This is a genomic window from Streptomyces sp. NPDC043812, assembly GCF_056436245.1.
On sequence record NZ_JBWKCY010000016.1, the window covers coordinates 159,552 to 184,619 of the forward strand.

The window sequence follows — 25,068 nt, forward strand, 5'->3', positions numbered from 1 at the left end:
ACGTCACCTTCGGCGTCGGGTTCCCCGGGCCCGCGGGACCCCGGAAACCCGGTTGCGGGACGTCCCCAATTCGGACCAGTGGTCGATCTCGCCTACACTCGGTGCCGTGCCACGTGGTGACGGACGACTCAACCACGACCTGCTCCCCGGTGAGAAGGGCCCCCAGGACGCTTGCGGCGTCTTCGGTGTCTGGGCTCCGGGTGAAGAGGTCGCGAAGCTCACTTACTTCGGGCTCTACGCCCTCCAACATCGAGGCCAGGAATCCGCGGGAATCGCGGTCAGCAATGGCTCTCAGATCCTCGTCTTCAAGGACATGGGACTGGTGTCCCAGGTCTTCGACGAGACCTCGCTCAGCTCTCTGACCGGCCATATCGCGGTCGGTCACGCCCGCTACTCGACCACGGGCGCCTCCGTGTGGGAGAACGCGCAGCCGACCTTCCGGGCCACGGCCCACGGCTCGATCGCGCTCGGCCACAACGGCAACCTGGTCAACACGGCCCAGCTCGCCGAGATGGTCGCGGAGCTCCCCAAGGAGAACGGCCGGTCCACCCAGGTCGCCGCGACCAACGACACCGATCTGATCACCGCGCTGCTCGCCGGCCAGGTCGACGACGACGGCAAGCCGCTGACGATCGAGGAAGCGGCCGCCAAGGTTCTGCCCGAGGTCAGGGGCGCCTTTTCGCTCGTCTTCATGGACGAGGGCACCCTCTACGCGGCACGTGACCCGCAGGGCATCCGTCCGCTGGTCCTCGGCCGCCTGGACCGGGGCTGGGTCGTCGCCTCCGAGTCCGCGGCCCTCGACATCTGCGGCGCGAGCTACGTCCGCGAGATCGAGCTCGGCGAGCTCATCGCCATCGACGAGAACGGCATCCGCAGTTCCCGATTCGCGGAAGCGAAGCCCAAGGGCTGTGTCTTCGAGTACGTGTACCTGGCCCGTCCCGACACGGACATCGCCGGCCGGAACGTGTATCTCTCCCGGGTCGAGATGGGCCGGAAACTGGCCGCGGAAGCTCCCGTCGAAGCGGATCTCGTCATAGCGACGCCGGAGTCGGGCACGCCCGCCGCGATCGGATACGCAGAGGCCAGCGGCATCCCGTACGGCTCCGGCCTGGTGAAGAACGCCTATGTGGGCCGCACCTTCATCCAGCCCTCGCAGACCATCCGCCAGCTGGGTATCCGCCTCAAGCTGAACCCGCTCAAGGAAGTCATCCGGGGCAAGCGTCTGGTGGTCGTGGACGACTCGATCGTCCGCGGCAACACCCAGCGGGCCCTGGTCAAGATGCTCCGCGAGGCCGGCGCCGCCGAGGTCCACATCCGGATCTCGTCCCCGCCGGTGAAGTGGCCCTGCTTCTTCGGCATCGACTTCGCGACCCGCGCCGAGCTCATCGCCAACGGGATGACGATCGACGAGATCGGCACCTCGCTGGGCGCCGACTCGCTCGCGTACATCTCCATCGACGGCATGATCGACGCGACCACGATCGACAAGCCGAATCTGTGCCGCGCCTGCTTCGACGGCGAGTACCCGATGGAGCTGCCCGACCCCGAGCTGCTCGGCAAGCAGCTTCTGGAGACCGAGCTGGCGGGCGGCGCCGATGCCGCCGACGCGCTCCGTCGCCCGTAGGACCCCCGCAGTAACGACACGAAAGTTCTCTTATGTCAGAGACCACCGGTGCCAGCTATGCCTCCGCGGGCGTCGACATCGAAGCGGGTGACCGCGCCGTCGAGCTGATGAAGCAGTGGGTGAAGAAGACGCAGCGCCCCGAAGTCGCGGGCCTTGGCGGCCTGGGCGGATTCGCCGGCCTCTTCGACGCCTCCGCCCTCAAGCGCTACGAGCGTCCGCTGCTCGCCTCGGCGACCGACGGCGTCGGCACGAAGGTCGACATCGCCCGTCAGCTGGGCGTGTACGACACCATCGGCCACGACCTGGTCGCGATGGTCATGGACGACATCGTCGTCTGCGGCGCCGAACCGCTGTTCATGACCGACTACATCTGCGTCGGCAAGGTGCACCCCGAGCGGGTCGCCGGGATCGTCAAGGGCATCGCCGAGGGCTGCGTGCTCGCCGGTACGGCTCTTGTCGGCGGCGAGACCGCCGAGCACCCCGGCCTGCTGGGTCCGGACGACTTCGACGTCGCCGGCGCCGGCACGGGTGTGGTCGAGGCGGACCGGCTGCTGGGCCCGGATCGCATCCGTAAGGGTGACGTCGTCATCGCGATGGCCTCGTCCGGCCTTCACTCCAACGGGTACTCGCTGGTGCGGCACGTGCTGTTCGAGCGGGCGAAGATGTCCCTGGACCAGCAGGTCGAGGAGCTCGGCCGGACGCTCGGCGAGGAGCTGCTGGAGCCCACCAAGATCTACTCGCTGGACTGCCTGGCGCTCACCCGGACCACCGAGGTGCACGCCTTCAGCCACATCACCGGCGGCGGGCTCGCCAACAACCTGGCCCGCGTCGTCCCGGACGCGCTGCATGCGACGGTCGACCGTTCGACCTGGGCGCCGGGTGCGGTGTTCGACCTCGTCGGAACCGCCGGCCGGGTCGAGCGGCTCGAACTGGAGAAGACGCTGAACATGGGCGTCGGCATGATGGCCGTCGTCCCGGAGTCCTCCGTCGACGTGGCGCTGACCACGCTGGCCGACCGTGGTGTCGACGCCTGGGTCGCGGGCGCCGTCGTCGAACGCGGTGAGCACGCGACGGGCGCCGAGCTGACGGGCGACTACGCAAGCTGAACAGCACAGAACCCGGTCCGGGGCAGGGCCCTGGACCGGGTCGGTGAATTGCAGCGTCAAGCGCCGCGGCGCTGCGACGAAGGACCGGACTCGTCGTCCTCGTCCTCATCGTCGTTGTACAGCTCCGCGTACCGCGCGTACGGGTCGTCTTCCTCGTCGTCGTCCTCGAAGGGCTCGCCGTTCGGCGGCTGGCTCGAAATCGGACTCGGAGTGGAAGCGCCCAGCTCGTTGGCCAGACGCGACAGGTCAGTCCCGCCGCTGTTGTACTTCAGCTGGCGGGCGACCTTTGTCTGCTTGGCCTTGGCCCGGCCGCGCCCCATGGCTCGACCCCCTCGGTGACGGGGCTCGACGGCCCCAGAGTCTTGACACGCGTTCATGATTCGGAACGGGCTCTCCGTGGAGAGACCGGTCCGTAGAGCTTCAACGGTACCTGCTTCCGCGGCCATACGGTACGCCGCCCGCATGAGGTGCCGCTTCACACAACCCGCGAGGAGCCCCGTCCTCGCTGGTCAACTGCGATTTTAACCTCTTCCTGGCGGCCGACCCGCCGACCGGGGTGAGTCTTGTCTCCCCGGAACGGCAGGCCAGGCGTCCGCGAGGGTCAGCGACGGCGGGCGTCCGCCATGCGCTGCTCGGCGATCCGGTCGGCCGCGGCGGCCGGCGGAATCCCGTCATCCTTCGCACGTGCGAATATTGCCAGCGTGGTGTCGAAAATCTTCGACGCCTTCGCCTTGCACCGGTCGAAGTCGAAGCCGTGGAGCTCGTCGGCGACCTGGATGACACCGCCCGCGTTGACCACGTAGTCGGGTGCGTAGAGGATCCCGCGGTCCGCGAGGTCCTTCTCGACGCCCGGGTGCGCGAGCTGGTTGTTGGCGGCGCCGCAGACGACCTTGGCCGTCAGGACGGGCACGGTGGCGTCGCTGAGCGCACCGCCCAGCGCGCAGGGCGCGTAGACGTCCAGGCCCTCGGTACGGATCAGTGCCGCGGTGTCGGCGACCGACGTGATCTGCGGGTGCTTGTCGCGGATCCGGCGTACGGAGTCCTCGCGCACATCGGTGATCACGACCTCGGCGCCGTCGGAGACCAGGTGCTCGACCAGGTGGTGGCCGACCTTGCCGACACCGGCGATGCCGACCTTGCGGCCGCGCAGCGACGGGTCGCCCCACAGGTGCTGGGCCGAGGCGCGCATGCCCTGGTAGACGCCGTATGCGGTGAGCACGGACGAGTCGCCGGCGCCGCCGTTCTCCGGGGAGCGGCCGGTGACCCAGCGGCTCTCGCGGGCGACGACGTCCATGTCGGCGACATAGGTGCCGACGTCGCAGGCGGTCACGTAGCGGCCGCCGAGGGAGTCCACGAAGCGGCCGTAGGCCAGCAGCAGGTCCTCGGACTTGATCTGCTCGGGGTCACCGATGATCACGGCCTTGCCGCCGCCGTGGTCGAGACCGGCCATGGCGTTCTTGTACGACATTCCCCGGGAGAGGTTCAGCGCGTCGGCGACGGCCTCTTCCTCGGAGGCGTACGGGTAGAAGCGGGTGCCGCCGAGGGCCGGGCCCAGGGCGGTGGAGTGGATGGCGATGACGGCCTTCAGGCCGGAGGCACGGTCCTGGCACAGCACGACTTGCTCGTGGCCGCCCTGCTCCGATCGGAACAAGGTGTGCAGGACGCCGTCGGTCACATCGGTCACGGTGGTGACTCCCAAGTACGAAGCGGCGGATGCGGACCTTCGTGCGGGTGGGGAAGGTCCAGTTGGGCAAGAGAGTAAGTCCTACGCGCGCGTAGATCGGACTCAGTGCCGAGGATCACCCTCCGGCGGAGTAAGGGCGTGGAAGGATTTGTGCCATGCCAGCGCTGTCCTCGGTTCTTGTCCCCTACGCGGCCTACCTCCGGGTCTACGAGCCACTGGCGGCCTTCCCGGAGCCGGAGCGCAGCCACTGGGCGCGCTACGCCCGCAAGGACGACGCCCCCACCGCGCAGGACGAACTGCGGCGCTCCCTGGCCGACTTGCTGCCCACCCCGCCGGTCGCCGTCCCGGTCCACGAGAGCGCGGACGCCTTCGTCACGGACGTCGACGGTGTGGTGTGCGTGTGCCCGTGGCGCACCCGGCTGCGCGGCTGGCTGGCACTGGAGGAGCTGCCCGGGCAGCTGCCCGCCCCGCTGCTGGACGCGGTGCTGCCCCCGGTCGTGCGGGGACAGGCCGCGGCTGACTACGAGGAGTGGCGGGCGGCCAACCCGGACGCCCGCCCCTGGATCCGTACCTCGGTGTGGGGGGTGCCGGTCGGATGGTTCGTGCTCGTCGCCGACGAGGAGCGCGAGTACGAGGCGTCGGCGCCCTCGCTGCGCTACCGGACACCGATGGTGCAGGCGAGGCGGCGGCTGGCACGGGGGCTGCGGACGCTGCGGGAGACGATCGACGAGGGACCGCTGACCGACGGCCTGGTCGACGTGGGCCGGTGGCTGGAGGAATTCCATCCGCGTTCGCTGGTCGAGCTGGACTACGGCGGCCTGGTGCACGCGCTCCCCGGCGAGCAGCTCGTCGACGACCGGTCCGCGGCCGATGTGGCGGAGGGGATCGCGGCGCTGCGGGCGGGGGACGGCGAGGGCGCGGCGGAGGCGTACGGCCGGCTGACGGAGCGTTGGCGTGCTGTGAGGGATCGTCAGTTCGCCAATTGACGGCGGCAGGCGGCGACGCTCGCTGCCGCTCCGGGGGACGTAGGTCCCGATCCGGGCTATTGCCTCAAGCGTGACGGACGGCACTAACCGCGCCCTTGCGCCCATCGCCTACCCTCGTGTCAAAATAGGACAAGGAGTCCGGGGAGGGTTCCTTCCGTCCACCTACGGGCGGATTCCTCAGCATTGCACTCTATGGGGGGTCTGACGACTCCTGATCGCTCTGTGACTGATCGTTACTGTGACGTAACTGTCCGTTATGGCATGGTCCATCGGGCTTCGGCCGCTGATGAACACCTGAGAGGGCAATTCCATCGGTTTGGCCGACGTGGCTGGACAGATGGTGTAGTTGTAGTGCCGAGGACAAGCCGTTCGTCCTATAACCGACTCGGCCCGCGTCCGCCATTTCAGGCAACGTGGGTCAAGGTGCAGAATTTAGAGGAAAGAACCGAGATGGTTCGGTTCTCCCGAGGAGGCCGCTCATGACCGCTCGCACCCCTGATGCCGAGCCGCTGCTGACCCCGGCTGAGGTTGCCACGATGTTCCGCGTGGACCCGAAGACGGTCACCCGCTGGGCTAAGGCGGGCAAGCTCACGTCCATCCGCACGCTCGGTGGACATCGCCGCTACCGCGAGGCAGAGGTCCGCGCACTGCTTGCGGGTATTCCGCAACAGCGCAGCGAGGCCTGAACACCCCGCTTGACCGGGCATTTCCGGGGCCCCCACCCTGGATCCGCCCACCACTAGCTCCACCTGACGCGCGTCTGCCCCAACAGATATTCGTCTTCGATCGCGCTGGACTCCGCCGGGTCCAGCGCGATTTTTTTGTGCCCTGGGGAGGCGTGCCGGGGGGGTGCCGTACGGTGCCGGCCGGCCTGCCGGATGACATCGCTGTCGAGTGCCGGGACCCCCTGAGGGAGAGTGCAATGGCACATATTAAATGGGGAGGTTGTAGGGAGGGGTTAAGCGTGGGACTTCGGAAAACACGTTCGGTGACACCCGTCACATGGCGCAACTCTTGCCAAACTCCAGCCTGTCACCGAAAGAGGCGCATGGCGCCGGTCGTTGGTCACCCGTCGGCAGGACCTTCGTCCTCGTCGGACGGTGCGCTCGGCTCGCCCTCGGGTCGCTCCAGGGCGAGCCGCAGGAGCCGATGGCAGATGGGACAGCTCCGTGTGAGGTGGCGAAAGCCCGTGGAGGCCGCCAGATGGGCGCGCAGCAGCGCCCGTGTCTCGTAGTGCCTCGCCGTGGACGCCGCCATGCACGTCACCTCCAGGTGTGTGCCGTCCCCAAGGGCCGCTGGGGGCCCGTCCGGCGGATCAGGGCCGGACAAAGCCCTAGTCACTGGGTACCGGTGGCAGATGACGCCGTCAAGACGGCGTGGCCGCATGCGCACATGCGGAGGAGGGGGCACCGGGAGCGGGCCGGGCGGTGGGTCAGGCGATGGGCGGACACGACGAAGGCCCGCATCGATTCGATGCGGGCCTTCGCTGTATCGCGCGGTCCTGACGGGATTTGAACCCGCGGCCTCCACCTTGACAGGGTGGCGAGCACTCCAAACTGCTCCACAGGACCAGGTTTCGCAGCCCGTATGTTCCCTGGGCTGCGAGGAAGACTGTACAGCAGGTCAGCTGCTCCGGTCGAACTCACCACGGGCAACGTGTCCGCTACGGCGCCAACGCGTCGATCGCCTTCACGATCCGCTTGTCCGAGACGGGGTGCGCGGTGCCCAGCGCGTGCGCGAAATAGCTCACCCGCAGCTCCTCGATCATCCAGCGGACGTCCAGGACCTCTTGCGGCACCGGACGGCCCTGCGGCATCTGTTCCAGCAGCCAGGCGTACTCGTCCTGCATGTCGTGGACCTTCTCCATGCGCGTGGTGTCGCGCTGGACGTTCGTCGGCATCTGCTGCAGGCGGCGGTCCACGGCGACCAGATACCGCATCAGATCCGGCAGCCGCCGCAGGCCCGTGCGCGTCACGAAGCCGGCCGGTACGAGGGCTGTCACCTGGGTGCGCACATCCTGGACGTTGGCGGCCAGGGTCGGGCTCGTCGTGGCCTTCAGACGGCGCTCGCACGCGTGCCAGGCGGCCAGGACCTGCTGCACCTGGTCGATCGTGCGCACGGTCAGGTCGACGAGATCGGCACGGACCTTGTCGTACAGCTTGCGGAACGATTCCTCGTCCCAGACCGGACCGCCGTGGTCGGCGATCAGCCGGTCCGCCGCGGCCGTGGCGCAGTCCTCGAAGAGCGCCTGGATCGAGCCGTGCGGATTGCTGGACAGCGCCAACTTCTGCTGGTTGGACAGCTTGTCGGAGGCGAACTTCGCCGGATTCACCGGGATGTTGAGCATGATCAGACGGCGGGTGCCCTGCCACATCGCCCGGGCCTGCTCCGCCTCGCTGTCGAAGAGCCGTACGGAGACGGAGTCACCGGCGTCCACGAGGGCCGGGTACGCCTTCACGGGCTGACCGGCCCGCCGGGTCTCGAAGACCTTCGTCAGCGTGCCGATCGTCCAGTCGGTCAGGCCCGAGCGCTCCAGCGACTGCCCCGAGGGGCTGGAGGAGGCGGCGGCCTCGGACAGGGCCTTGCGCGCCTTGGGCTTCAGCGTGAGCCGCAGCGTCTCGAGGTCCTTGTCCTCGGCGAGCTTCCTGCGCCGTTCGTCGACGATCCGGAACGTGATCTTCAAATGGTCGGGGACCCGCGTGAGGTCGAAGTCCTCCGCGCCGACGGGGACGCCGACCATTCGCTGGAGCTCACGCGCAAGCGTCACGGGCAGCGGCTCCTGGAGGGGCACGGCCCTCTCCAGGAACGCCGTGGCGTAGTTCGGCGCCGGAACGTAGTGGCGGCGGATCGGCTTCGGCAGCGAGCGGATCAGCTCGGTGACCACCTCCTCGCGCAGCCCCGGGATCTGCCAGTCGAAACCCTCGTCGGTGACCTGGTTCAGCACCTGGAGCGGAATGTGGACGGTGACACCGTCCGCGTCCGCGCCCGGCTCGAACTGGTACGTCACGCGGAACTTCAGCCGGCCCTGGCGCCACGAGTCCGGATAGTCGTCCTTGGTGACCGCGCCGGCCTTCTCGTTGATGAGCATCTCGCGCTCGAAGTCCAGCAGTTCGGGCTGCTCACGGTGCTTGTGCTTCCACCAGGAGTCGAAGTGGGCGCCGGACACGACGTGTTCGGGGACCCGCTGGTCGTAGAAGTCGAAGAGCGTCTCGTCGTCGACGAGGATGTCGCGGCGTCGGGCCCGGTGCTCCAGCTCCTCGACCTCGGTGAGCAGCTTGCGGTTGTCCGCGAAGAACTTGTGGTGCGTGCGCCAGTCACCCTCGACCAGGGCGTTCCGGATGAACAGGTCGCGCGAGGTCTCCGGGTCGATCCGCCCGTAGTTCACCTTGCGCTGGGCCACGATCGGCACGCCGTACAGCGTCACCTTCTCGTACGCCATGACCGCGGCCGCGTCCTTCTCCCAGTGCGGCTCGCTGTACGTACGCTTCAGCAAATGTCCGGCGAGAGGCTCGATCCACTCCGGCTCGACCTTCGCGTTGACCCGGGCCCACAGCCGCGAGGTCTCCACCAGCTCCGCGGACATGATGAAGCGCGGCGGCTTCTTGAACAGGGCCGATCCCGGGAACACGGCGAACCTGGCGCTGCGGGCGCCCAGATACTCGTTCTTCGCGCCCTCCTTCACGTCCTTCATGCCGATGTGCGACAGCAGGCCGGCGAGCAGGGAGACATGGACCGACTGCTCGGGGGCGTCGTCCTCGTTGACGTGGATCCCCATCTGCTTGGCGACCGTGCGCAGCTGGGAGTAGATGTCCTGCCACTCCCGGATCCGCAGGAAGTTCAGGTACTCCTGCTTGCACATGCGGCGGAAGCTCGACGAGCCGCGCTCCTTCTGCTGCTCGCGCACGTAGCGCCAGAGGTTGAGGAAGGCGAGGAAGTCGCTCGTCTCGTCCTTGAAGCGGGCATGCTGCTGGTCGGCCTGTGTCTGCTTCTCGGCCGGGCGTTCCCGCGGGTCCTGGATCGACAGTGCGGCCGCGATCACCATGACCTCACGGACACAGCCGTTCTTGTCGGCCTCGACGACCATGCGGGCCAGGCGGGGGTCGACCGGGAGCTGCGACAGCTTGCGGCCGAGCTGGGTGAGCTTCTTGCGAGGGTCCTTCTCGGCCGGGTCGAACGCCCCCAGTTCCTGGAGCAGCTGCACGCCGTCCCGGATGTTGCGGTGGTCCGGCGGGTCGATGAAGGGGAACTTCTCGATGTCGCCGAGGCCGGCCGCCGTCATCTGAAGAATGACGGACGCCAGGTTGGTCCGCAGGATCTCCGCGTCCGTGAACTCGGGACGGGCCGCGAAGTCGTCCTCGGAGTACAGCCGGATGCAGATGCCGTCGGACGTACGGCCGCAGCGGCCCTTGCGCTGGTTGGCGCTGGCCTGGCTGATCGCTTCGATGGGCAGGCGCTGGACCTTGGTGCGGTGGCTGTAGCGGGAGATACGGGCGGTGCCCGGATCGATCACGTACTTGATGCCGGGGACGGTCAGCGATGTCTCGGCGACGTTCGTGGCGAGGACGATGCGGCGGCCGGTGTGCGGCTGGAAGACGCGGTGCTGCTCGGCATGCGAGAGGCGGGCGTAGAGGGGGAGCACCTCGGTGAATCTGTACTGCTTCTTGTTGAGGGCGTCCGCGGTGTCGCGGATCTCGCGTTCGCCGGACAGGAAGACGAGGATGTCGCCCTTGCCCTCGCCCTGCAGCTCCTCGACGGCGTCGCAGATCGCGGTGATCTGATCGCGGTCGGAGTCCGCGGAATCCTCCTCGAGGAGGGGGCGATAGCGGAGCTCGACCGGATACGTACGGCCGCTGACCTCGACGATCGGTGCGTCACCGAAGTGGCGCGAGAACCGCTCGGGGTCGATCGTCGCGGAGGTGATCACGACCTTCAGGTCGGGGCGGCGGGGCAGCAGCTGCGCGAGATAGCCGAGCAGGAAGTCGATGTTCAGGGACCGCTCGTGCGCCTCGTCGATGATGATCGTGTCGTAGGCGCGCAGCTCGCGGTCCGTCTGGATCTCGGCGAGCAGGATGCCGTCCGTCATCAGCTTGACGAAGGTGGCGTCCTGGTTCACCTGGTCGGTGAAGCGGACCTTCCAGCCGACCGCCTCGCCGAGAGGGGTGCGCAGCTCCTCCGCGACACGGTCGGCGACCGTGCGGGCGGCGATGCGGCGGGGCTGGGTATGGCCGATCATCCCCCGTACGCCCCGGCCCAGCTCCAGACAGATCTTGGGGATCTGGGTCGTCTTTCCGGAGCCGGTCTCGCCGGCGACGATCACGACCTGGTGGTCCCGTATCGCCGCGAGGATCTCGGCCTTCTTCTGACTGACCGGGAGCTGCTCGGGGTACGACACCTCGGGCACGCGCTCGGCGCGGCGCGCGGTGCGGGCCGCGGACTTCTCGGCCTCGGCGGCGATCTCGTCCAGCACGGCCTGCCGCGCCTCGGGCTTGCGGATGCGGCGGGCGCCCTCGAGACGGCGGCCGAGCCGGTGGGCGTCGCGCAGGGACGCCCCGGCCAGCAGGGTCTGGAGGTCTGCGAAGGAAGTAGACATACGGAGTCCAGGATCGCACCCCCGGGAAACCACTGGCGAACGCATTTCGTCCAGGGTCTGGTGCAGTATGGAGCGAATCGTTCACGCCCCGGAGTGTCCTGACCGCAGAGCCCTGAAGGGAAAAGCGCCTCCATGCCGATCGGCCGCGACCGCGGCCACCGCCTCGCGGTGACCGCAAACCTGCTGCTCGGGCTGCTGGGCGTGCTGCTCGGATGCGTCGCGGGCACGGCTGTCGCGGGGCCGTCCGTTCCGTCGGCGAACGCGAGTGACACGGTGGTCACCGTCGCCGTCGCCGGGCAGACGGCCGGGACGGCACCGGCGCAGGCACCGGGGTGCGGCAGGGGCTCCGGCGACGAGGACTCGGGAGCGCACCCGGGCATCCCGCCCCGCGGCAGCTCGGCCCACGAACTGCTGCCCGCGCTCCACCAGGACGCCGGTGCGCCGGCCTCGGCCCCTCTTCCCGACGGTGCGACGCCGCCCGTCCGCCCGCTGCGCGGACCTCCGCCGCTCGCCCCGCCCTCCCCGCTCGACCTCTCCATCCTGCGCGTGTAGGGGATGCCCGGCCACGATCCGCCGGACACTCCCTCGGCCCGGCGGTCCCGCCACCGTCCCGTTCCGCCTTCGCTCAGGAGCACCACCATGCCTTCGTCCTCTTCTTCTTCCGCCCGTCCTTCCTCCCGCGGGCCCGTCGCCATCGGCGCGGGCGTGCTCGTCGCCGCGCTGCTGCTCGGCTTCGCCTCCTACACCGCCACCCGGCCCGGTGACCCGTCCTCCGCCGACTCGGGTGCCGTCGCCGACGTGTCCGCCGATCCGGCGGCAGGCACGTACCGGGAACTGGAGAAGCTCGCCCGCCGTGGCGCCGACGATCCGCTGGCCGTCGGCCGCGCCGACGCACCCGTCGTGCTGGTCGAGTACGCGGACTTCAAGTGCGGCTACTGCGGGAAGTTCGCCCGCGACACAGAGCCGGAGCTGGTGAAGAAGTACGTCGAGGCGGGCACCCTGCGCATCGAGTGGCGCAACTTCCCGATCTTCGGCGAGGAGTCGGAGTCGGCGGCGCGTGCCGCCTGGGCGGCGGGACAGCAGGACCGTTTCTGGCAGTTCCATGCGGCCGCCTATGCCGAGGGGGCCAAGGAGAAGGGCTTCGGCAAGGACCGGCTGCAGGCCCTGGCCCAGGAGGCCGGCGTGAAGGACGGTGACCGGTTCGCCCGCGACCTGGACAGCGACGCGGCACGTCAGGCCGTTGCCAGGGACCAGCAGGAGGCGTACGCGCTCGGCGCCACATCCACGCCGTCCTTCCTGGTCAACGGCCGGCCGATCGCGGGTGCCCAGCCCGAGGAGACGTTCGGCGAGGCCATCGAAGCGGCCGAGCGGGCCGCGCGATGAACGACATCGGCTATCTGGCCGCGTTCCTCGGCGGTCTGCTCGCACTGGTCAGCCCGTGCAGTGCCCTGCTGCTCCCGGCGTTCTTCGCGTACTCGATCGACTCCACGGGAAAGCTGCTGGCCCGCACCGGCATCTTCTACGCGGGGCTGGCCACCACTCTGGTCCCGCTGGGCGCGGCCGGCTCCTTCGCCGGCCGGCTGTTCTACGGCAACCGTGACCTGCTGGTCTCCGTCGGCGGCTGGCTGATCGTCGCGCTCGGCGCCGCCCAGATCCTGGGCATGGGCTTCGCCTCGCGCCGTATCGCCGAGGTGTCCGGCCGCATCCGGCCGACGACGGCGCTGTCCGTCTACGCCCTCGGTCTGGTCTACGGGCTGGCGGGTTTCTGCGCGGGTCCGATCCTGGGCAGTGTCCTGACGGTGGCGGCGCTGAGCGGCAGCCTTGTCTACGGCGGACTGCTGCTCGCGGTGTACGCGCTCGGCATGGCGGTCCCGCTGTTCCTGCTCGCCCTGCTCTGGGACCGCTTCGGTCTGGGCGGCCGCCGCTGGCTGCGCGGCCGGGAGCTGACGGTGGGCCGCTTCCGGCTGCATACGACATCGCTGCTGTCGGGGCTGTTCTTTGTGCTGCTCGGCACGGTGTTCCTGGTCTTCGACGGCACAACGGCACTGCCGGGCCTGTTGTCCGTCGACGACTCGTTCGCGGTCGAGGAGTGGGCGTCGGGCGTCGGGAGGGCCGTTCCGGACTGGGCGCTGCTGGTCCTGGTGGCCGGTGTCGCCGCGGTGATCCTGGGCGTTCGCGGCCGCGGGCGCGGGGACCGCGAAAAGGTGTGACGGCGGGGGCGGGTCGGTCGGTGCACGCGCCGACCGACCCGCCACGTGCGCCGACCGATCCGCCTCCGGGAACGACGAAGGCCCCGATCCGGGGATCGGGGCCTTCGGTTGGTGGCTGGGGCCGGGGTCGAACCGGCGACCTATCGCTTTTCAGGCGATCGCTCGTACCAACTGAGCTACCCAGCCACGGGGCTCTTTCGAGCTCCAGCGGTCCTGACGGGATTTGAACCCGCGGCCTCCACCTTGACAGGGTGGCGAGCACTCCAAACTGCTCCACAGGACCAAGCAATGTGCGAGACCAAGTCTCGCACACGGTAAAGCGTGCCCCCAACGGGATTCGAACCCGTGCTACCGCCTTGAAAGGGCGGCGTCCTGGGCCACTAGACGATGAGGGCTAAGGGCCCGCCTGGGCGCTTCGCAGCGCGTCGGGGACGTGAGAAGCATATGGGATGCAGCGAGGTATCGCCAAAACGGTTTAGGAGGAGGGCGACGGGGAGGCCGGGGAGGGTGTCGGAGTCGGTGTCGGGGAGGGCGCCGCGTCGTCCGCGACGTGGCGGCTCACCTCGGCCGTCGTCAGGCCCAGACCGCCCAGGGTGATCTCGTCCCACGCCTGCAGCTGCCGGTTCGCCCGGTCGAGGTAGAGCACCGAGGCGCGCACCTTCTCCGGCTTCTCGTTCTGCACCGCGCGCAGGCCGCCGCCGCCCGTGGAGCCCTCGATCTTCAGGCGGGTGCCGTACTTCATGACCTCCGTCTCGCGGTGGTGCACATGGCCGGCCAGTACCAGCGGCACCGTGCCGTCGGTCTCGCGCGCGGCCACGGGGTTGTGCGCGACCGCGATGTCGACGGGCGTGCCGCGGCTCTCCTGGTCGCGCAGGGCGGAGGCGAGGCGGAGGCCCGTCATACGCTCGGCCGGGTCGCCCTGGGCGACGACCGAGCGGTCCGGGGTGAACTGCGGGTCGCCGGCGCCCGCGATGCGCACGCCGCCGACGGTGACGGCCTTCCCCTCGTCGAGGACGTGGACGTTCTTCATCCGGGACAGATACGCCTGCGTCGTCCGGGAGTCGTGGTTGCCGCGCACCCAGACGTAGGGGGCGCCCAGATCGGCGATGGGGTCGAGGAAGCCGTTCTCGGCCGCCGACCCGTGGTCCATCGTGTCGCCGGAGTCGATGATCACGTCGATGCCGTACTGCTCGACGAGCGAGCCGATGATGTGCCAGGCCGCCGGGTTGAGGTGGATGTCGGAGACGTGCAGCACGCGCATCGTTCCCGGGTCGGGTTGGTAGGTGGGGAGCGTCGACGTCGCGTCGTACAGCTTGGTGACGTTGGTGACCAGTCGCGCCAACTCCTTCTGGTAGACGTCGAATTCGGTGACGATGGAGCGGGCGTTGCCGACGACGGAGGGCGCCGAGGACAGCAGTCCGGAGAACTTCGGCTCCAGGACGGCCTTCGGGTTCCAGGTCGCGGCGGCCGAGATGCCGGAGACGGCGAGGAGCGTGAGCGCGAGACCGCCCGCCGCGAGCGCGCGGCGAGGACGGCGGTAGACGGCGAGGCCGAGCGCGGTCGCCCCGGACACCACCGCGACGCACGACCGCAGGGCCAGTTCGGTGGTTCCGTCCCGGACATCGGCCGACACCTCGTCCTGCAGGCCGGACAGTCGTTCGGGGTGTTCGACGAGGACCTGGGAACGGACGGGGTCGAGGCGGTCCACGTCGACGTCGAGACGGACGGGGGCCACGTGCGAGTCGAGTTCCAGGGCGCCCAGGGGCGAGACATTGATCTTCGTGCCGCCGCTCAGCGAGGGGCGGAGCGTCATGGTGGTGTCCATGGGGCCGACCGGGGTACGGACGTTGCCGACGATGAGCAGACCGAGCCACGCGCCGACGAGGACGACGGCTGTCAGTCCGAGCGCGCGGGTCCACGGGCGCGGGGTGGGCTCGAGCGCCGTGGTGGGCGGGTCCGTGCGGCGGCCGAGGCGCAGCCGGGCGAGGAGTGCGGCAGGGGTCGGGCGGGGCGAGCGGTGCGGTTCCGGGGCTTCGCGGGCCATTGGTCCCGTATGCCCAGAGAGGCCCGGGACCATGCCGGGGCGGCGGGGTGGTCACGCCGTACGGGACAATGGCCACGTGCTGGAGATGACGCGCGAGGAGTTCGAGGAACTGGTCGCCGAGGCCCTGGACAGGATCCCGCCCGAACTGACGCGGCTGATGGACAACGTCGCCGTGTTCGTGGAGGACGAGCCCGCCCCGGACGACCCCGAGCTGCTCGGGCTCTACGAGGGGACTCCGCTGACGGACCGCGGTGAGTGGTACGCGGGGGTGCTGCCGGACCGGATCACCATCTACCGGGGGCCGACGCTGCGAATGTGCGACACCCGCGAGGACGTCGTCGAGGAGACCGAGATCACCGTGGTGCACGAGATCGCCCACCACTTCGGGATCGACGACGAGCGGCTGCACGCACTGGGCTACGGATGACCCCTCGCCGGAAGGACGGTGCACCGGAGGCGATCGACCCGGACGTCGACCTGAAGGTGCCCGCGCAGCGCGCCGAGTTGGCCGGAGTGCACCGGTGGACGGTGCTCGCCGCGATCTCGGCGGGTGGAGCGGCGGGCGCGTGTGCGCGCTACGGAGCCACCCGGCTGTGGCCCACCCCCGAAGGGGCGTATCCCTGGGCCGTCTTCTGGGTGAACGTGCTCGGCTGCGCGCTGATCGGTGTGCTGATGGTGCTGGTGAGCGAGGGCGGCCGCGTCGCCCGTCCGCTGGTGCGGCCGTTCCTGGGAGTGGGGGTACTCGGCGGATTCACCACCTTCTCGACGTACGCGCTCGACGTCTCGGACCTGCTGGAGCGGGACGAGGGCGGCACCGCACTGGCCTACGCGGGCGGCACGGTCGCCGGCGCACTGGGTGCGGTGTGGGCCGCGGCCACGCTGACCCGGGCCGCCGTGTCGCGGAGGGCCACGCGGTGAACTGGCTGCTGGTGGTGATCGGTGCGGCGGTCGGTGCCCCGCTGCGCTATCTGACGGACCGTGCGGTGCAGGCGCGCCACGACTCGGTGTTCCCGTGGGGGACGTTCACGGTGAACGCCGCGGGGAGTCTCGTGCTGGGGGCGCTGGCAGGGGCGTCGGTGTCGTCCGCGACGTTCGCACTGCTCGGCACGGGGCTGTGCGGGGCCCTGACGACGTACTCCACCTTCTCGTACGAGACGCTGCGGCTGGCGGAGCGCGGCTGGACGTTCCTGGCCGCGGCGAATGTGGCGGCCTCGCTGCTCGTCGGGCTCGGATCGGTCTTCCTGGGCATGGAGTTGGCGCGCGGACTGGCGGGCTGAGGACACCGGGGGCGGGCGCGGCGGCCACGACGGGATGCCGTTCCGCGACGCGCCGGGCCGTGGGCGTGTCCCTTGCGGGGTGGCGGGAGTTGGGCAGGGAAACCCGCCCTTGTCCCGGAGGTGCCCCCGTGCGCCAGTTGTCAGCCCCCGGCCGGACGGCCGTCCGGATCACCGCTTCACTGGTGGTCCTGGCCACGGCCGGCTGTATGAGCGTGAGCGACGACGAGGGCAGGAAGCCCGCGCCCAGCTCGTCGGCGGACCGGCGCGGGACCGTGGCCGAATCGGACGGGGGACACGGCATCCCGGGCGGCGTGCAGCAGCCGGCCGGGCACGGCGCCGACGGCAAGGACGGGAAGGACGGCAAGGACGGGAAGGACCCCGAGGAGTCGTCGAGCCCGAGCGGCACGCCGAGCGCCGACGTCGCGCCCACACCTGGTGCCCGGCCCACGCAGCCGGGGAAGCCGGCACCCACCCGTGGCACGCCCGCTCCCCCCGTGGACCAGCCCTCGACCCCGCCGCCGACCGAGCCGTCCGTGCCGCCGCCGACCAGCCCCACGCCGCTGCCGAGCGAGCCGGCGGATCAGCCGTCCGCCTCGTCCGCGCCGGAGGTGCACGCGGGGGCGATGCGGCTGGTGGAGCAGCAGCCGGGCGCCGGTGCGGAGCCGGCCGCGTCTCCGCAGGTCGGCCCGGTGTACGGCCCGATGTAACCGGCATCACTCACAGCGGGTTTGCCATCGTGTGGGGAGGGTGCGTATGGTGGTAGATCGTTTGATCCCATTGCCCGGCGCCGAAAAGGAAGAGCGCCGCGTGGCGCGTACTCTCCCTAGCCGTGGCTGACCGCATTGAGGCGGTCGAATTGCGAATTCACGGAGTTTGGGCGCGTGCCGAGACTCCGGAAGGTTTCGCATTTCGCATGTCCACTTTCAGTACTGATCACGCCGTCATGCCCGAGAACGACGAGATTGTCGCCGAGGCGGCAGAGGTCGTCGAGGCCGTCGACACCACCCCCGAGATCACCTTCGCGGACCTCGGTCTGCCCGAGGGCGTCGTGCGCAAGCTTGCGCAGAACGGCGTGACCACCCCGTTCCCGATCCAGGCCGCGACCATCCCGGACGCCCTGGCCGGCAAGGACATCCTCGGCCGCGGCCGCACCGGCTCCGGCAAGACCCTCTCCTTCGGTCTGCCGACCCTGGCCACGCTGGCCGGCGGGCAGACGGAGAAGAAGAAGCCCCGCGCCATCATCCTCACGCCGACGCGTGAGCTCGCGATGCAGGTCGCGGACGCGCTCCAGCCGTACGGCGACGTGCTCGGCCTGAAGATGAAGGTCGTCTGCGGCGGTACGTCCATGGGCAACCAGATCTACGCCCTGGAGCGCGGCGTCGACGTCCTCGTCGCCACCCCGGGCCGCCTGCGCGACATCATCAACCGCGGCGCCTGCTCCCTCGAGAACGTCCAGGTCGCCGTCCTCGACGAGGCCGACCAGATGTCCGACCTGGGCTTCCTGCCCGAGGTCACCGAGCTGCTCGACCAGATCCCCGGTGGCGGCCAGCGGATGCTCTTCTCCGCCACCATGGAGAACGAGATCAGCACGCTGGTCAAGCGCTACCTGACGAACCCCGTCACCCACGAGGTGGACAGCGCCCAGGGCAACGTCACGACCATGACGCACCACGTGCTCGTCGTGAAGCCCAAGGACAAGGCGCCGGTCACGGCCGCCATCGCCGCCCGCAAGGGCCGCACGATCATCTTCGTGCGCACCCAGCTCGGCGCCGACCGCATCGCGGAGCAGCTGCGCGACTCCGGCGTGAAGGCCGACGCACTGCACGGCGGCATGACCCAGGGCGCCCGTACGCGCACCCTGGCCGACTTCAAGGACGGCTACGTCAACGCGCTCGTCGCCACCGACGTCGCCGCCCGCGGTATCCACGTCGACGGCATCGACCTGGTCCTGAACGTGGACCCGGCCGGTGACCACAAGGACTACCTGCACCGCTCCGGCCGTACGGCCCGAGCCGGCAAGTCCGGTGTCGTCGTCTCCCTCTCGCTGCCGCACCAGCGCCGCCAGATCTTCCGGCTGATGGAGGACGCGGGCGTCGACGCCTCGCGCCACATCGTCGGCGGCGCCGGCGCGTTCGAGCCGGAGGTCGCCGAGATCACCGGCGCCCGTTCGCTGACCGAGGTCCAGGCCGACTCCGCGAACAACGCGGCCAAGCAGGCCGAGCGCGAGGCCGCCCAGCTCACCAAGGAGCTGGAGCGCGCGCAGCGCCGCGCCACCGAACTGCGCGAGGAGGCCGACCGCCTGGTGGCGCGCGCGGCCCGTGAGCGCGGCGAGGACCCGGAGGCGGCGATCGCCGAGGTGACCGAGGCCGCCGAGGCCGAGATCGCCGCGACGCCGGAGCCGCAGCCTGTGCGCGAGCCCGCTCGCGAGGAGCGTTCCTCCTACGACCGCCGCGACGACCGGGGCAACTTCAGCCGCGACCGTCGTGACGACCGTGGTGGCCGTTCGTTCGAGCGCCGCGACAACGACCGTGGTGGCTTCAACCGTGACCGTCGTGACGACCGTGGTGACCGCAGTGGCCGTCCGTTCGAGCGCCGTGACAACGACCGTGGTGGCTTCAACCGCGACCGTCGTGACGACCGTGGCGGCTTCCGTCGCGACGACCGTCCGACCGAGCGTCGTGACAACGACCGTGGTGGCTTCCGCCGCGACGACCGTGGCGACCGCGGTGGCCGTCCGTTCGAGCGCCGTGACAACGACCGTGGTGGCTTCAACCGCGACCGTGGTGGCTTCGACCGTGACCGTCGTGACGACCGTGGTGGCTTCCGCCGCGACGACCGTCCGGCCGGCCACCGGGGCAGCGACCGTCCGTTCAACCGCGACCGTCGTGACGACCGCCCCGCGGGCGGCTTCCGCTCCGGCAGCAGCGACCGCCCGTACGGCCGTCGTGACGACCACCGCGGTGGCGGCGCCGGCTCGAACACCGGCTCCTTCGGCGGCGGCCGCCGCGACGACAAGCCGCGCTGGAAGCGCAACGGCTGACGTCGCATAACTCCTGATCAGGGCCCGTCCAACACCTCGGTGTTGGGCGGGCCCTGCTGCTACTCTCGCTCAATTCGAACGGGCGTGATGCGCGGCCAGGGGGGCCTGCGACGGCGCACCGCCCGTCTCTTAGAGCTTCAGGTTTCCTGGGGAGGGGCCTTACCTTGTTGCGCAATGCGCCGAGAAGCCGTCGTGCCCGCACGACGGCCGCCGCTGCTGTCGTGGCTGCTCTGCTGCCCGTCGTCCCTGTGGGACTCACGTCTGCCGAGGCCGTCGAGGCGCCATCGGCCACGCTCACCCTTCCCGTCGAGCAGTCGGTCGATCCGAACGCGGACGACGTGCCGGTCGCGGGCATCTCCGGGTTCATCCGTGGTGGCCACGACGGGGGTTTCACGTACGTCTCGTACGCCGACGGGTCGCAGAAGCCGTACGACGCCAAGGGCGCGTTCACGTTGCGCGGCACGGGATCGGACACGGTCGCCCGTTACCACGACGACGACAGCACCGTCGTGCTCCAGGACATGCAGGGCGGCGCCGAGAGGGTCATCCCGATCCCGTCGGGACAGTACTTCCGGCAGATCATCGGGGAAACGGTCGTCACCATGGAGCGCCACGACACGGCCGGCTGGACGGTGCACCAACTCACCTGGACCGAGAACGGCGTCACCGACCGTACGGCCACGGGCTTCCCGACCGGCGCGGATCGCATCGCGTTCACGGGCCTGGCCAGTCGGAACGGATTCTTCGTCGCCTACAGCGTGGGCGACAAGCGCAGCATGGGCTGGATCGGCGCATCGATGATCCTGCATCCCGTCCCGCTCGACTACGCCTCCTTCAACGCCCGGGTCCTTCTTCGCGGTCGCCATCTCTTCGAGTGGCCCGCGGACGGCCCGATGAGGATCTGGGACGTGGAGGACTGGTCGCAGCCGGTTCACGAGCTCCACTTCCCCAAGGACGGGGGCATTACCGGCGTCCTGGGCGGTGACCTGCTGGTGTCGCGAAAGCCGCCGGAAGCTGCCACCGCGACGGTGTTCGCCGTACCGCTCGCGGGGGGTGCCGAACAGCCCGTCCTCGACCGGGTCGTCGGCACCTCACCCTGGCCTGGCGCCATCGACGGCCGCATGCTGTTCGTGCGGGCGGGCGAGGGTACCGAGCGCTCGGTGTACTCGGTGCAGGAGAACGCGACGGACGAGCCGACGGCCACCAAGGTCTCGGACATTCCGCTCGTCGAGTCCCGCACGGTGCGGGTGTCCGCCGCCCAGGGCGATCTGCACACCGTGGACCGGGTGCCTTACAACAGGGCGCGGCTCCGCTCGACCGAACTCACGACGGGCGGGGCACTCACGGCCGGACCGCGCGTCGACCGGGGGGAGAACAGCTATCAGTTCTACGGCGGTTGCGAGCCCTACTGGTGTCCCGAGCTGCTGCCCACCGGTGACGGCCGTGTCGTGTTCGAGGAGGCGAACGGCTCAGGCCTGTACGCCGTCGGGCGCGGGGAGCAGCTGCCCGGTACGCACATTCCGAGCGTCCATCTGAGCGACGATCTGGAGGCATCGGGCCGGTACGCGGCGTACTCGATGGGCCACGTGTGGCACGAGGTGCTGGACCTGGACAGACAGCAGCGGGTGTTCAGCCGTGAGATCGACTACCGGGCGACCTCACTCGTCGGCTCCACCCTCTGGATCGAGGGCACCTCCGCCGGCGTCGTCGATGCGGTCGACGTCCGGACCGGGAAGACGGTCCGCAGCGTCGATGTGGGCAGCTGCGACCTGGAGGACGTCCAGGTGTGGTCGTCCAGCGTGTACTGGAAGTGCGCGGGGTCCGCCGGGGTCCACGACATGAACACCAAGCGCAATGTGGCCCTTCCCTTCCGTCCCATCGTTCGGCAGTCCTCGGAGACGGGTACGTCGGGTGGGAGCAGGCGGGTGTCGTCAGCATCACCGATGTCCGCGGAACGGCGGGGACCCGGGCCGTCGGCCGGCCCTCGGCCGTCGAGCCCGGCCACGGCTGGAACGTCGACCGCTTCGGCGGGCATCTCACGTACGTGGACGGTGCCGGCGAGACCCATGTGGTGCCATCCCGAGTGACCACCTCCGCGCTGACCCTGCTGGACGCGGACCCCAGGAGCACGGCCGACATCAAGAAGGCTTCGTGGAAGCCGCGGTGGTGGCTGTCCAAGCCCGCGGCATCGTGGACGCTCACCCTGAAGAGCAAGGCGACGGGCGCGGGGGTGCGGACACTCTCCGGCGGCGAGGCCCGCGGCCTGATCGAGGGCGCATGGGACGGCAAGGACGGCAACGGCAAGCTCGTCGCCAACGGTGCCTACACGTGGACCCTGACGGCGAAGCCCGCCGACGGCCAGGGCGCGGACCTGAGGACGACCGGCACGGTCGCGATCAGCGGTGCGGCGCCGGTCCGGCGTGACCTGGCGGGGAACGACGGTTTCGGCGAGATGCTGGTGAAGGACTCTGCTGGTCTGGTGTTGCAGTACAAGGGCACTGGCACGGGTGGGGTCTCGGCCCGTCAGGCGGGCGACACGTTCGCGGTCGGCGCGTATCCGGTGCCGTTCGGGGACGTCGACGGCGACCGCTGCAACGACGTGCTGATGCGGCTCGGCAACGAACTGCGTGTGTACCGGCCCGGCTGCGGGAACCCCCTGACGCACTCGGCGCCGTGCACGGTGATCGGCTCGGGCTGGGGGCAGTACGACGTGCTCACGTCGCCCGGCGATGTGAACGGCGACGGCTTCACAGACCTGATCGCCCGTCAGACGGTCACAGGTGACATGTACTTCTACGCCGGGACGGCGGACCACCGCCTCAAGGGCCGGGTGAAGATCGGTACGAACTGGAAGACGTACACGAAGATCGTCGGCGCCGGTGATCTCAACGGCGACGGCCGCGGTGACCTGCTCGGCCACGACAAAGCGGGCGCACTGTGGCGCTACTACGGCACGGCGGCCGGCGGCGTCACCCCCCGGGTGAGGCTGATCGGCAGCTGGGGCACGAAGTACACGTCCGTCGTCGGCATGGGCGACATCACAGGTGACGCCAAGCCGGACATCGTGGCGCGTGACACGGCCGGGAACCTCTACCGGCACAGCGGCAACGGCAACGGCACGATCGCCGGACCCGTGCAGATCGGGAGGGGCGGCTGGACGGCCTTCAAGGGCCTGTACTGAGCCGCCGCGCAGCGCGCAGGACAGGGCCCGTACGACACTTCGGTGTGGTGCGGTCGTGAGGTCCGGTCCCGTCCCACGGGCCCGGACCCCCTTGTTCCGCCACATCCGGTGCGGGCGCGCGTGGGATACCCGATCGGCTCGGGGGATCTCTTTGGTTATGCTCTGGGGTGTTGTGCCGAGGGCCGTTAGCTCAATTGGCAGAGCAGCGGACTTTTAATCCGTTGGTTGTGGGTTCGAGTCCCACACGGCCTACCACTCAGCCCCACGTCAGAAGCTTCTGGCGTGGGGCTGATCCTGTTCGCGGGCTGCATCGCGCTCCGAGCCGACCTGCCGTGACCAGGCGGCCGGTGCGCCGTTGAGTTGATCATGAGCTCCCGACGCAGAGCCACCGTCGTCACCGTTCTCGCCGCTGCCCTGACCGCGCCGGCCGCCCTGACCGCCCCCGCCGCTCAGGCCGTACCGCCGGGGCAGGTGTACTTCTGGCCCGAGTCCAACCAGATGGGTTCAGGAGGTGCCTGGGCCTACACCCCGCCCGGCTACCGCGAGGCCGATCCCCGGATGAAGCGGCACGCCTACTCCTTCGACTCCCACGCCGCGGTCAGCGTCTACGCCATCAGCCACCGATCCGGCGGCAGTTGCCTCTACCGGGAGATCCGGCCGGACGACCACGACAACAACTGGACCGCCTGGCCGACGAAGTTCGACGGCGTGAGTGACACGACCATGGGTTGTGAGCCGGGCTGATTCGCCAGATGTCCCTTCGTACGCGGGCTGTTGGGCTGCTGACCACCCCGATGCTCCTGACGGGCCTTCTCCTGACCGGCTGCACGGCGCCGGCCCCGGTGCCCCGTCCCGACCGGACGAGGTGATCAAGGCTGCCACCCGTGGCCTCACCGACGCCTGTCTCACCCGCCAGGGCCTCCGTCCGCCCCGCCCCGGGCAGAGCCCGCCGCCGACTGCCGCTCCCACACCTGGTCCGTCGGCTGCTGAGACCGTCCCCCTCAGAAATGCCTCCCGCTCGGCCTGCGCCCTGTCGGGCGCAGGCCGAGTTCTCACGGCTGAAGGACCGTGAGGTCCAGCGCGGCGAGGCGTTCGGGGTCCGTGAGGATGTTGATCTCGACGATCCGGCCGTCGGTGACCGTGAACGCCATCACCGACATCGGTACGCCGCCTGCCGTCGAGACCATCCCGGCCGCTCCGTTGACCAGCGCAGGCAGGGCCGCCTCCGCGAAGCGGGCGAATGTGATCGCCTTGCCCGCCACGGCCTGCGCGCCGCGAACCAGCGAACCCGGGAGCAGAGTGCCGCCGTCCGAGCGGGACACGACGTCCGGGTCGAGGAGGGCGACGAGGGCCTCGAAGTCCCCGCCGCGTGCCGCCGTCAGGAACGCGTCGACCACCTCGCGCTGCCGTCCGAGGTCGGCGTCCGGGACGGGTGCGGAACCCTGCACCCTCCGGCGGGCGCGACTGGCGAGCTGACGGGCGGCCGCGGGGGTGCGGCCCACGACGGGGGCGATCTCTTCGAACGGCACGGCGAACATGTCGTGCAGCACGAACGCGAGCCGTTCCGCGGGCGCCAGCGTCTCCAGCACGACGAGCAGTGCGAGGCCGACCGAGTCGGCGAGCAGCACCTCGTGTTCCGGGTCGAGGCTGTCCGCGCCGCTGACGATCGGCTCGGGTATGCGGGTCTCCATCGGTTCCTCGCGCCGGGAGACGCGGGTGCGGAGCATGTCGAGGCAGACCCGGCCGACGACGGTGGTCAGCCAGCCGCCCAGGTTCTCGACGCGTTCGGTGTCGGAGCGGCTCAGACGCAGCCACGCTTCCTGGACGGCGTCGTCGGCATCGCTCAGCGAGCCGAGCATCCGGTAGGCGACCGCGCGCAGGTGGCCGCGGTGCTCCTCGAAACGCTCCGCCAGGAATTCGTGTTCGTTCATGGTCCGTCCACACCCCTCGTTGCTCGTGTTTTCACTGTTATGACGCGTGGCGGAGCGCCGATGTGACCGGCTCGGGAGGACCGGGGCCGAAAAGTGGATTTGATCTTGCTTCCGATGGCGTAAGGTTGTGTTCACCGACGCGGGGTGGAGCAGCTCGGTAGCTCGCTGGGCTCATAACCCAGAGGTCGCAGGTTCAAATCCTGTCCCCGCTACTGAAGGCGAAGGCCCGGTGATCGATCTTCTCGATCACCGGGCCTTCGTCGTATGTGCGATCGTGTTCGCTCGCCAGCCCTGGCCTGGGGTTTCGCCCGCGCGGGCGTGGCAAGTCGCCTCCGGGCGCCACGGCGCGCAGCATGGGAGAAGCGCGGCAGCGTGCGTGGCCGCGGGCGGAGCGG

General features: G+C 69.9%; 21 protein-coding genes and 6 tRNA genes. 17 read left to right on the plus strand and 10 right to left on the minus strand.

Translation table 11 applies throughout. The features are described from left to right. The first annotated feature begins 106 nt into the window (after nucleotides 1-106). Both purF and purM read left to right on the plus strand, forming a co-directional pair. A complete protein-coding gene (gene purF / locus AC067Z_RS23835) occupies nucleotides 107-1,624 on the plus strand; it encodes an amidophosphoribosyltransferase (protein WP_478791596.1) in 1,518 nt (505 codons plus the stop codon). Nucleotides 1,625-1,656: 32 nt separating this feature from the next. Continuing rightward, nucleotides 1,657-2,730: a phosphoribosylformylglycinamidine cyclo-ligase gene (gene purM / locus AC067Z_RS23840; protein WP_478791597.1), complete on the plus strand. Its 1,074-nt coding sequence runs from the start codon at nucleotides 1,657-1,659 to the stop codon at nucleotides 2,728-2,730. 56 nt (nucleotides 2,731-2,786) lie between these two features. Here purM and AC067Z_RS23845 read toward each other — a convergent pair whose 3' ends face one another. Both AC067Z_RS23845 and AC067Z_RS23850 read right to left on the minus strand, forming a co-directional pair. Beyond that, the gene (locus tag AC067Z_RS23845) at nucleotides 2,787-3,050 is read right to left on the minus strand and encodes a DUF3073 domain-containing protein (RefSeq protein WP_478791598.1); all 264 of its coding nucleotides are present in this window, start codon (nucleotides 3,048-3,050) and stop codon (nucleotides 2,787-2,789) included. Between the two features lie 281 nt (nucleotides 3,051-3,331). Continuing rightward, on the minus strand, nucleotides 3,332-4,414 hold the full coding sequence (locus AC067Z_RS23850; protein WP_478791599.1) for a Leu/Phe/Val dehydrogenase: 1,083 nt from the start codon (nucleotides 4,412-4,414) through the stop codon (nucleotides 3,332-3,334). 155 nt (nucleotides 4,415-4,569) lie between these two features. On the opposite strand from AC067Z_RS23850, the gene AC067Z_RS23855 reads away from it, so the two are divergent. Together AC067Z_RS23855 and bldC are read left to right on the plus strand one after the other, a co-directional pair. Next, on the plus strand, nucleotides 4,570-5,400 hold the full coding sequence (locus AC067Z_RS23855; protein ID WP_478791600.1) for a DUF8083 family protein: 831 nt from the start codon (nucleotides 4,570-4,572) through the stop codon (nucleotides 5,398-5,400). A 479-nt stretch (nucleotides 5,401-5,879) separates the two neighbouring features. Beyond that, entirely contained in the window at nucleotides 5,880-6,086 is a 207-nt protein-coding gene (gene bldC, locus AC067Z_RS23860) for a developmental transcriptional regulator BldC (protein WP_003949541.1), read from the plus strand. Nucleotides 6,087-6,465: 379 nt separating this feature from the next. Here the strand turns inward: bldC and AC067Z_RS23865 are convergent, their stop codons facing one another. From AC067Z_RS23865 to hrpA, 3 genes are all read right to left on the minus strand, one after another. Then, nucleotides 6,466-6,657, minus strand: coding sequence for a DUF6274 family protein (locus tag AC067Z_RS23865; protein WP_478791601.1), 192 nt, complete (start codon nucleotides 6,655-6,657; stop codon nucleotides 6,466-6,468). 239 nt (nucleotides 6,658-6,896) lie between these two features. Beyond that, nucleotides 6,897-6,971, minus strand: a tRNA-Asp gene (locus tag AC067Z_RS23870). 92 nt (nucleotides 6,972-7,063) lie between these two features. Next, on the minus strand, nucleotides 7,064-10,990 hold the full coding sequence (hrpA, locus tag AC067Z_RS23875; RefSeq protein ID WP_478791602.1) for an ATP-dependent RNA helicase HrpA: 3,927 nt from the start codon (nucleotides 10,988-10,990) through the stop codon (nucleotides 7,064-7,066). Nucleotides 10,991-11,122: 132 nt separating this feature from the next. On the opposite strand from hrpA, the gene AC067Z_RS23880 reads away from it, so the two are divergent. The 3 genes from AC067Z_RS23880 to AC067Z_RS23890 all read left to right on the plus strand — a co-directional run bounded on the left by AC067Z_RS23880 (nucleotide 11,123) and on the right by AC067Z_RS23890 (nucleotide 13,200). Beyond that, on the plus strand, nucleotides 11,123-11,542 hold the full coding sequence (locus AC067Z_RS23880; protein ID WP_478791603.1) for a hypothetical protein: 420 nt from the start codon (nucleotides 11,123-11,125) through the stop codon (nucleotides 11,540-11,542). Between the two features lie 87 nt (nucleotides 11,543-11,629). Continuing rightward, the gene (locus AC067Z_RS23885) at nucleotides 11,630-12,373 is read left to right on the plus strand and encodes a DsbA family protein (RefSeq protein ID WP_478791604.1); all 744 of its coding nucleotides are present in this window, start codon (nucleotides 11,630-11,632) and stop codon (nucleotides 12,371-12,373) included. Continuing rightward, entirely contained in the window at nucleotides 12,370-13,200 is an 831-nt protein-coding gene (locus tag AC067Z_RS23890) for a cytochrome c biogenesis CcdA family protein (RefSeq protein ID WP_478791605.1), read from the plus strand. The genes AC067Z_RS23885 and AC067Z_RS23890 overlap by 4 nt, the downstream gene beginning before the upstream one ends. A 109-nt stretch (nucleotides 13,201-13,309) precedes the next feature. Here AC067Z_RS23890 and AC067Z_RS23895 read toward each other — a convergent pair. The 4 genes from AC067Z_RS23895 to AC067Z_RS23910 all read right to left on the minus strand — a co-directional run bounded on the left by AC067Z_RS23895 (nucleotide 13,310) and on the right by AC067Z_RS23910 (nucleotide 15,244). Then, a tRNA-Phe gene (locus tag AC067Z_RS23895) sits at nucleotides 13,310-13,386 on the minus strand. Between the two features lie 22 nt (nucleotides 13,387-13,408). After that, nucleotides 13,409-13,483 (minus strand) — tRNA-Asp (locus tag AC067Z_RS23900). 39 nt (nucleotides 13,484-13,522) lie between these two features. Then, a tRNA-Glu gene (locus tag AC067Z_RS23905) sits at nucleotides 13,523-13,595 on the minus strand. Between the two features lie 80 nt (nucleotides 13,596-13,675). Next, complete coding sequence (locus tag AC067Z_RS23910) at nucleotides 13,676-15,244, minus strand: metallophosphoesterase family protein (RefSeq protein ID WP_478791606.1); 1,569 nt, start codon at nucleotides 15,242-15,244, stop codon at nucleotides 13,676-13,678. A 76-nt stretch (nucleotides 15,245-15,320) separates the two neighbouring features. On the opposite strand from AC067Z_RS23910, the gene AC067Z_RS23915 reads away from it, so the two are divergent. From AC067Z_RS23915 to AC067Z_RS23955, 9 genes are all read left to right on the plus strand, one after another. Next, nucleotides 15,321-15,671 carry a metallopeptidase family protein gene (locus AC067Z_RS23915; protein ID WP_478791607.1) on the plus strand — a complete coding sequence of 117 codons (351 nt, stop codon included), beginning with the start codon at nucleotides 15,321-15,323 and terminating at the stop codon, nucleotides 15,669-15,671. Next, on the plus strand, nucleotides 15,668-16,162 hold the full coding sequence (locus AC067Z_RS23920) for a fluoride efflux transporter FluC (protein WP_478791608.1): 495 nt from the start codon (nucleotides 15,668-15,670) through the stop codon (nucleotides 16,160-16,162). Before AC067Z_RS23915 ends, AC067Z_RS23920 begins: the two co-directional genes overlap by 4 nt. After that, nucleotides 16,159-16,521, plus strand: a complete 363-nt coding sequence (locus AC067Z_RS23925) for a fluoride efflux transporter FluC (protein ID WP_478791609.1) — start codon at nucleotides 16,159-16,161, stop codon at nucleotides 16,519-16,521. The genes AC067Z_RS23920 and AC067Z_RS23925 overlap by 4 nt, the downstream gene beginning before the upstream one ends. 128 nt (nucleotides 16,522-16,649) lie before the next feature. Continuing rightward, complete coding sequence (locus AC067Z_RS23930) at nucleotides 16,650-17,228, plus strand: hypothetical protein (protein ID WP_478791610.1); 579 nt, start codon at nucleotides 16,650-16,652, stop codon at nucleotides 17,226-17,228. A 206-nt stretch (nucleotides 17,229-17,434) separates the two neighbouring features. Next, nucleotides 17,435-19,561 (plus strand): DEAD/DEAH box helicase, encoded by a 2,127-nt coding sequence (locus tag AC067Z_RS23935; RefSeq protein WP_478791611.1) that lies wholly within the window; start codon nucleotides 17,435-17,437, stop codon nucleotides 19,559-19,561. Nucleotides 19,562-19,782: 221 nt separating this feature from the next. Continuing rightward, entirely contained in the window at nucleotides 19,783-21,648 is a 1,866-nt protein-coding gene (locus tag AC067Z_RS23940) for a hypothetical protein (RefSeq protein ID WP_478791612.1), read from the plus strand. Further along, nucleotides 21,645-22,742 (plus strand): FG-GAP repeat domain-containing protein, encoded by a 1,098-nt coding sequence (locus tag AC067Z_RS23945; RefSeq protein WP_478791613.1) that lies wholly within the window; start codon nucleotides 21,645-21,647, stop codon nucleotides 22,740-22,742. The genes AC067Z_RS23940 and AC067Z_RS23945 overlap by 4 nt, the downstream gene beginning before the upstream one ends. 179 nt (nucleotides 22,743-22,921) lie before the next feature. Continuing rightward, nucleotides 22,922-22,997, plus strand: a tRNA-Lys gene (locus AC067Z_RS23950). Nucleotides 22,998-23,108: 111 nt separating this feature from the next. Next, the gene (locus AC067Z_RS23955; protein WP_478791614.1) at nucleotides 23,109-23,486 is read left to right on the plus strand and encodes a hypothetical protein; all 378 of its coding nucleotides are present in this window, start codon (nucleotides 23,109-23,111) and stop codon (nucleotides 23,484-23,486) included. A 308-nt stretch (nucleotides 23,487-23,794) separates the two neighbouring features. On the opposite strand, the gene sigJ is transcribed toward AC067Z_RS23955, so the two are convergent. After that, on the minus strand, nucleotides 23,795-24,673 hold the full coding sequence (sigJ, locus tag AC067Z_RS23960) for an RNA polymerase sigma factor SigJ (RefSeq protein ID WP_478791615.1): 879 nt from the start codon (nucleotides 24,671-24,673) through the stop codon (nucleotides 23,795-23,797). Nucleotides 24,674-24,811: 138 nt separating this feature from the next. Between sigJ and AC067Z_RS23965 the strand changes: the two genes are divergently transcribed. Then, nucleotides 24,812-24,885, plus strand: a tRNA-Met gene (locus AC067Z_RS23965). Nucleotides 24,886-25,068: the final 183 nt, after the last annotated feature.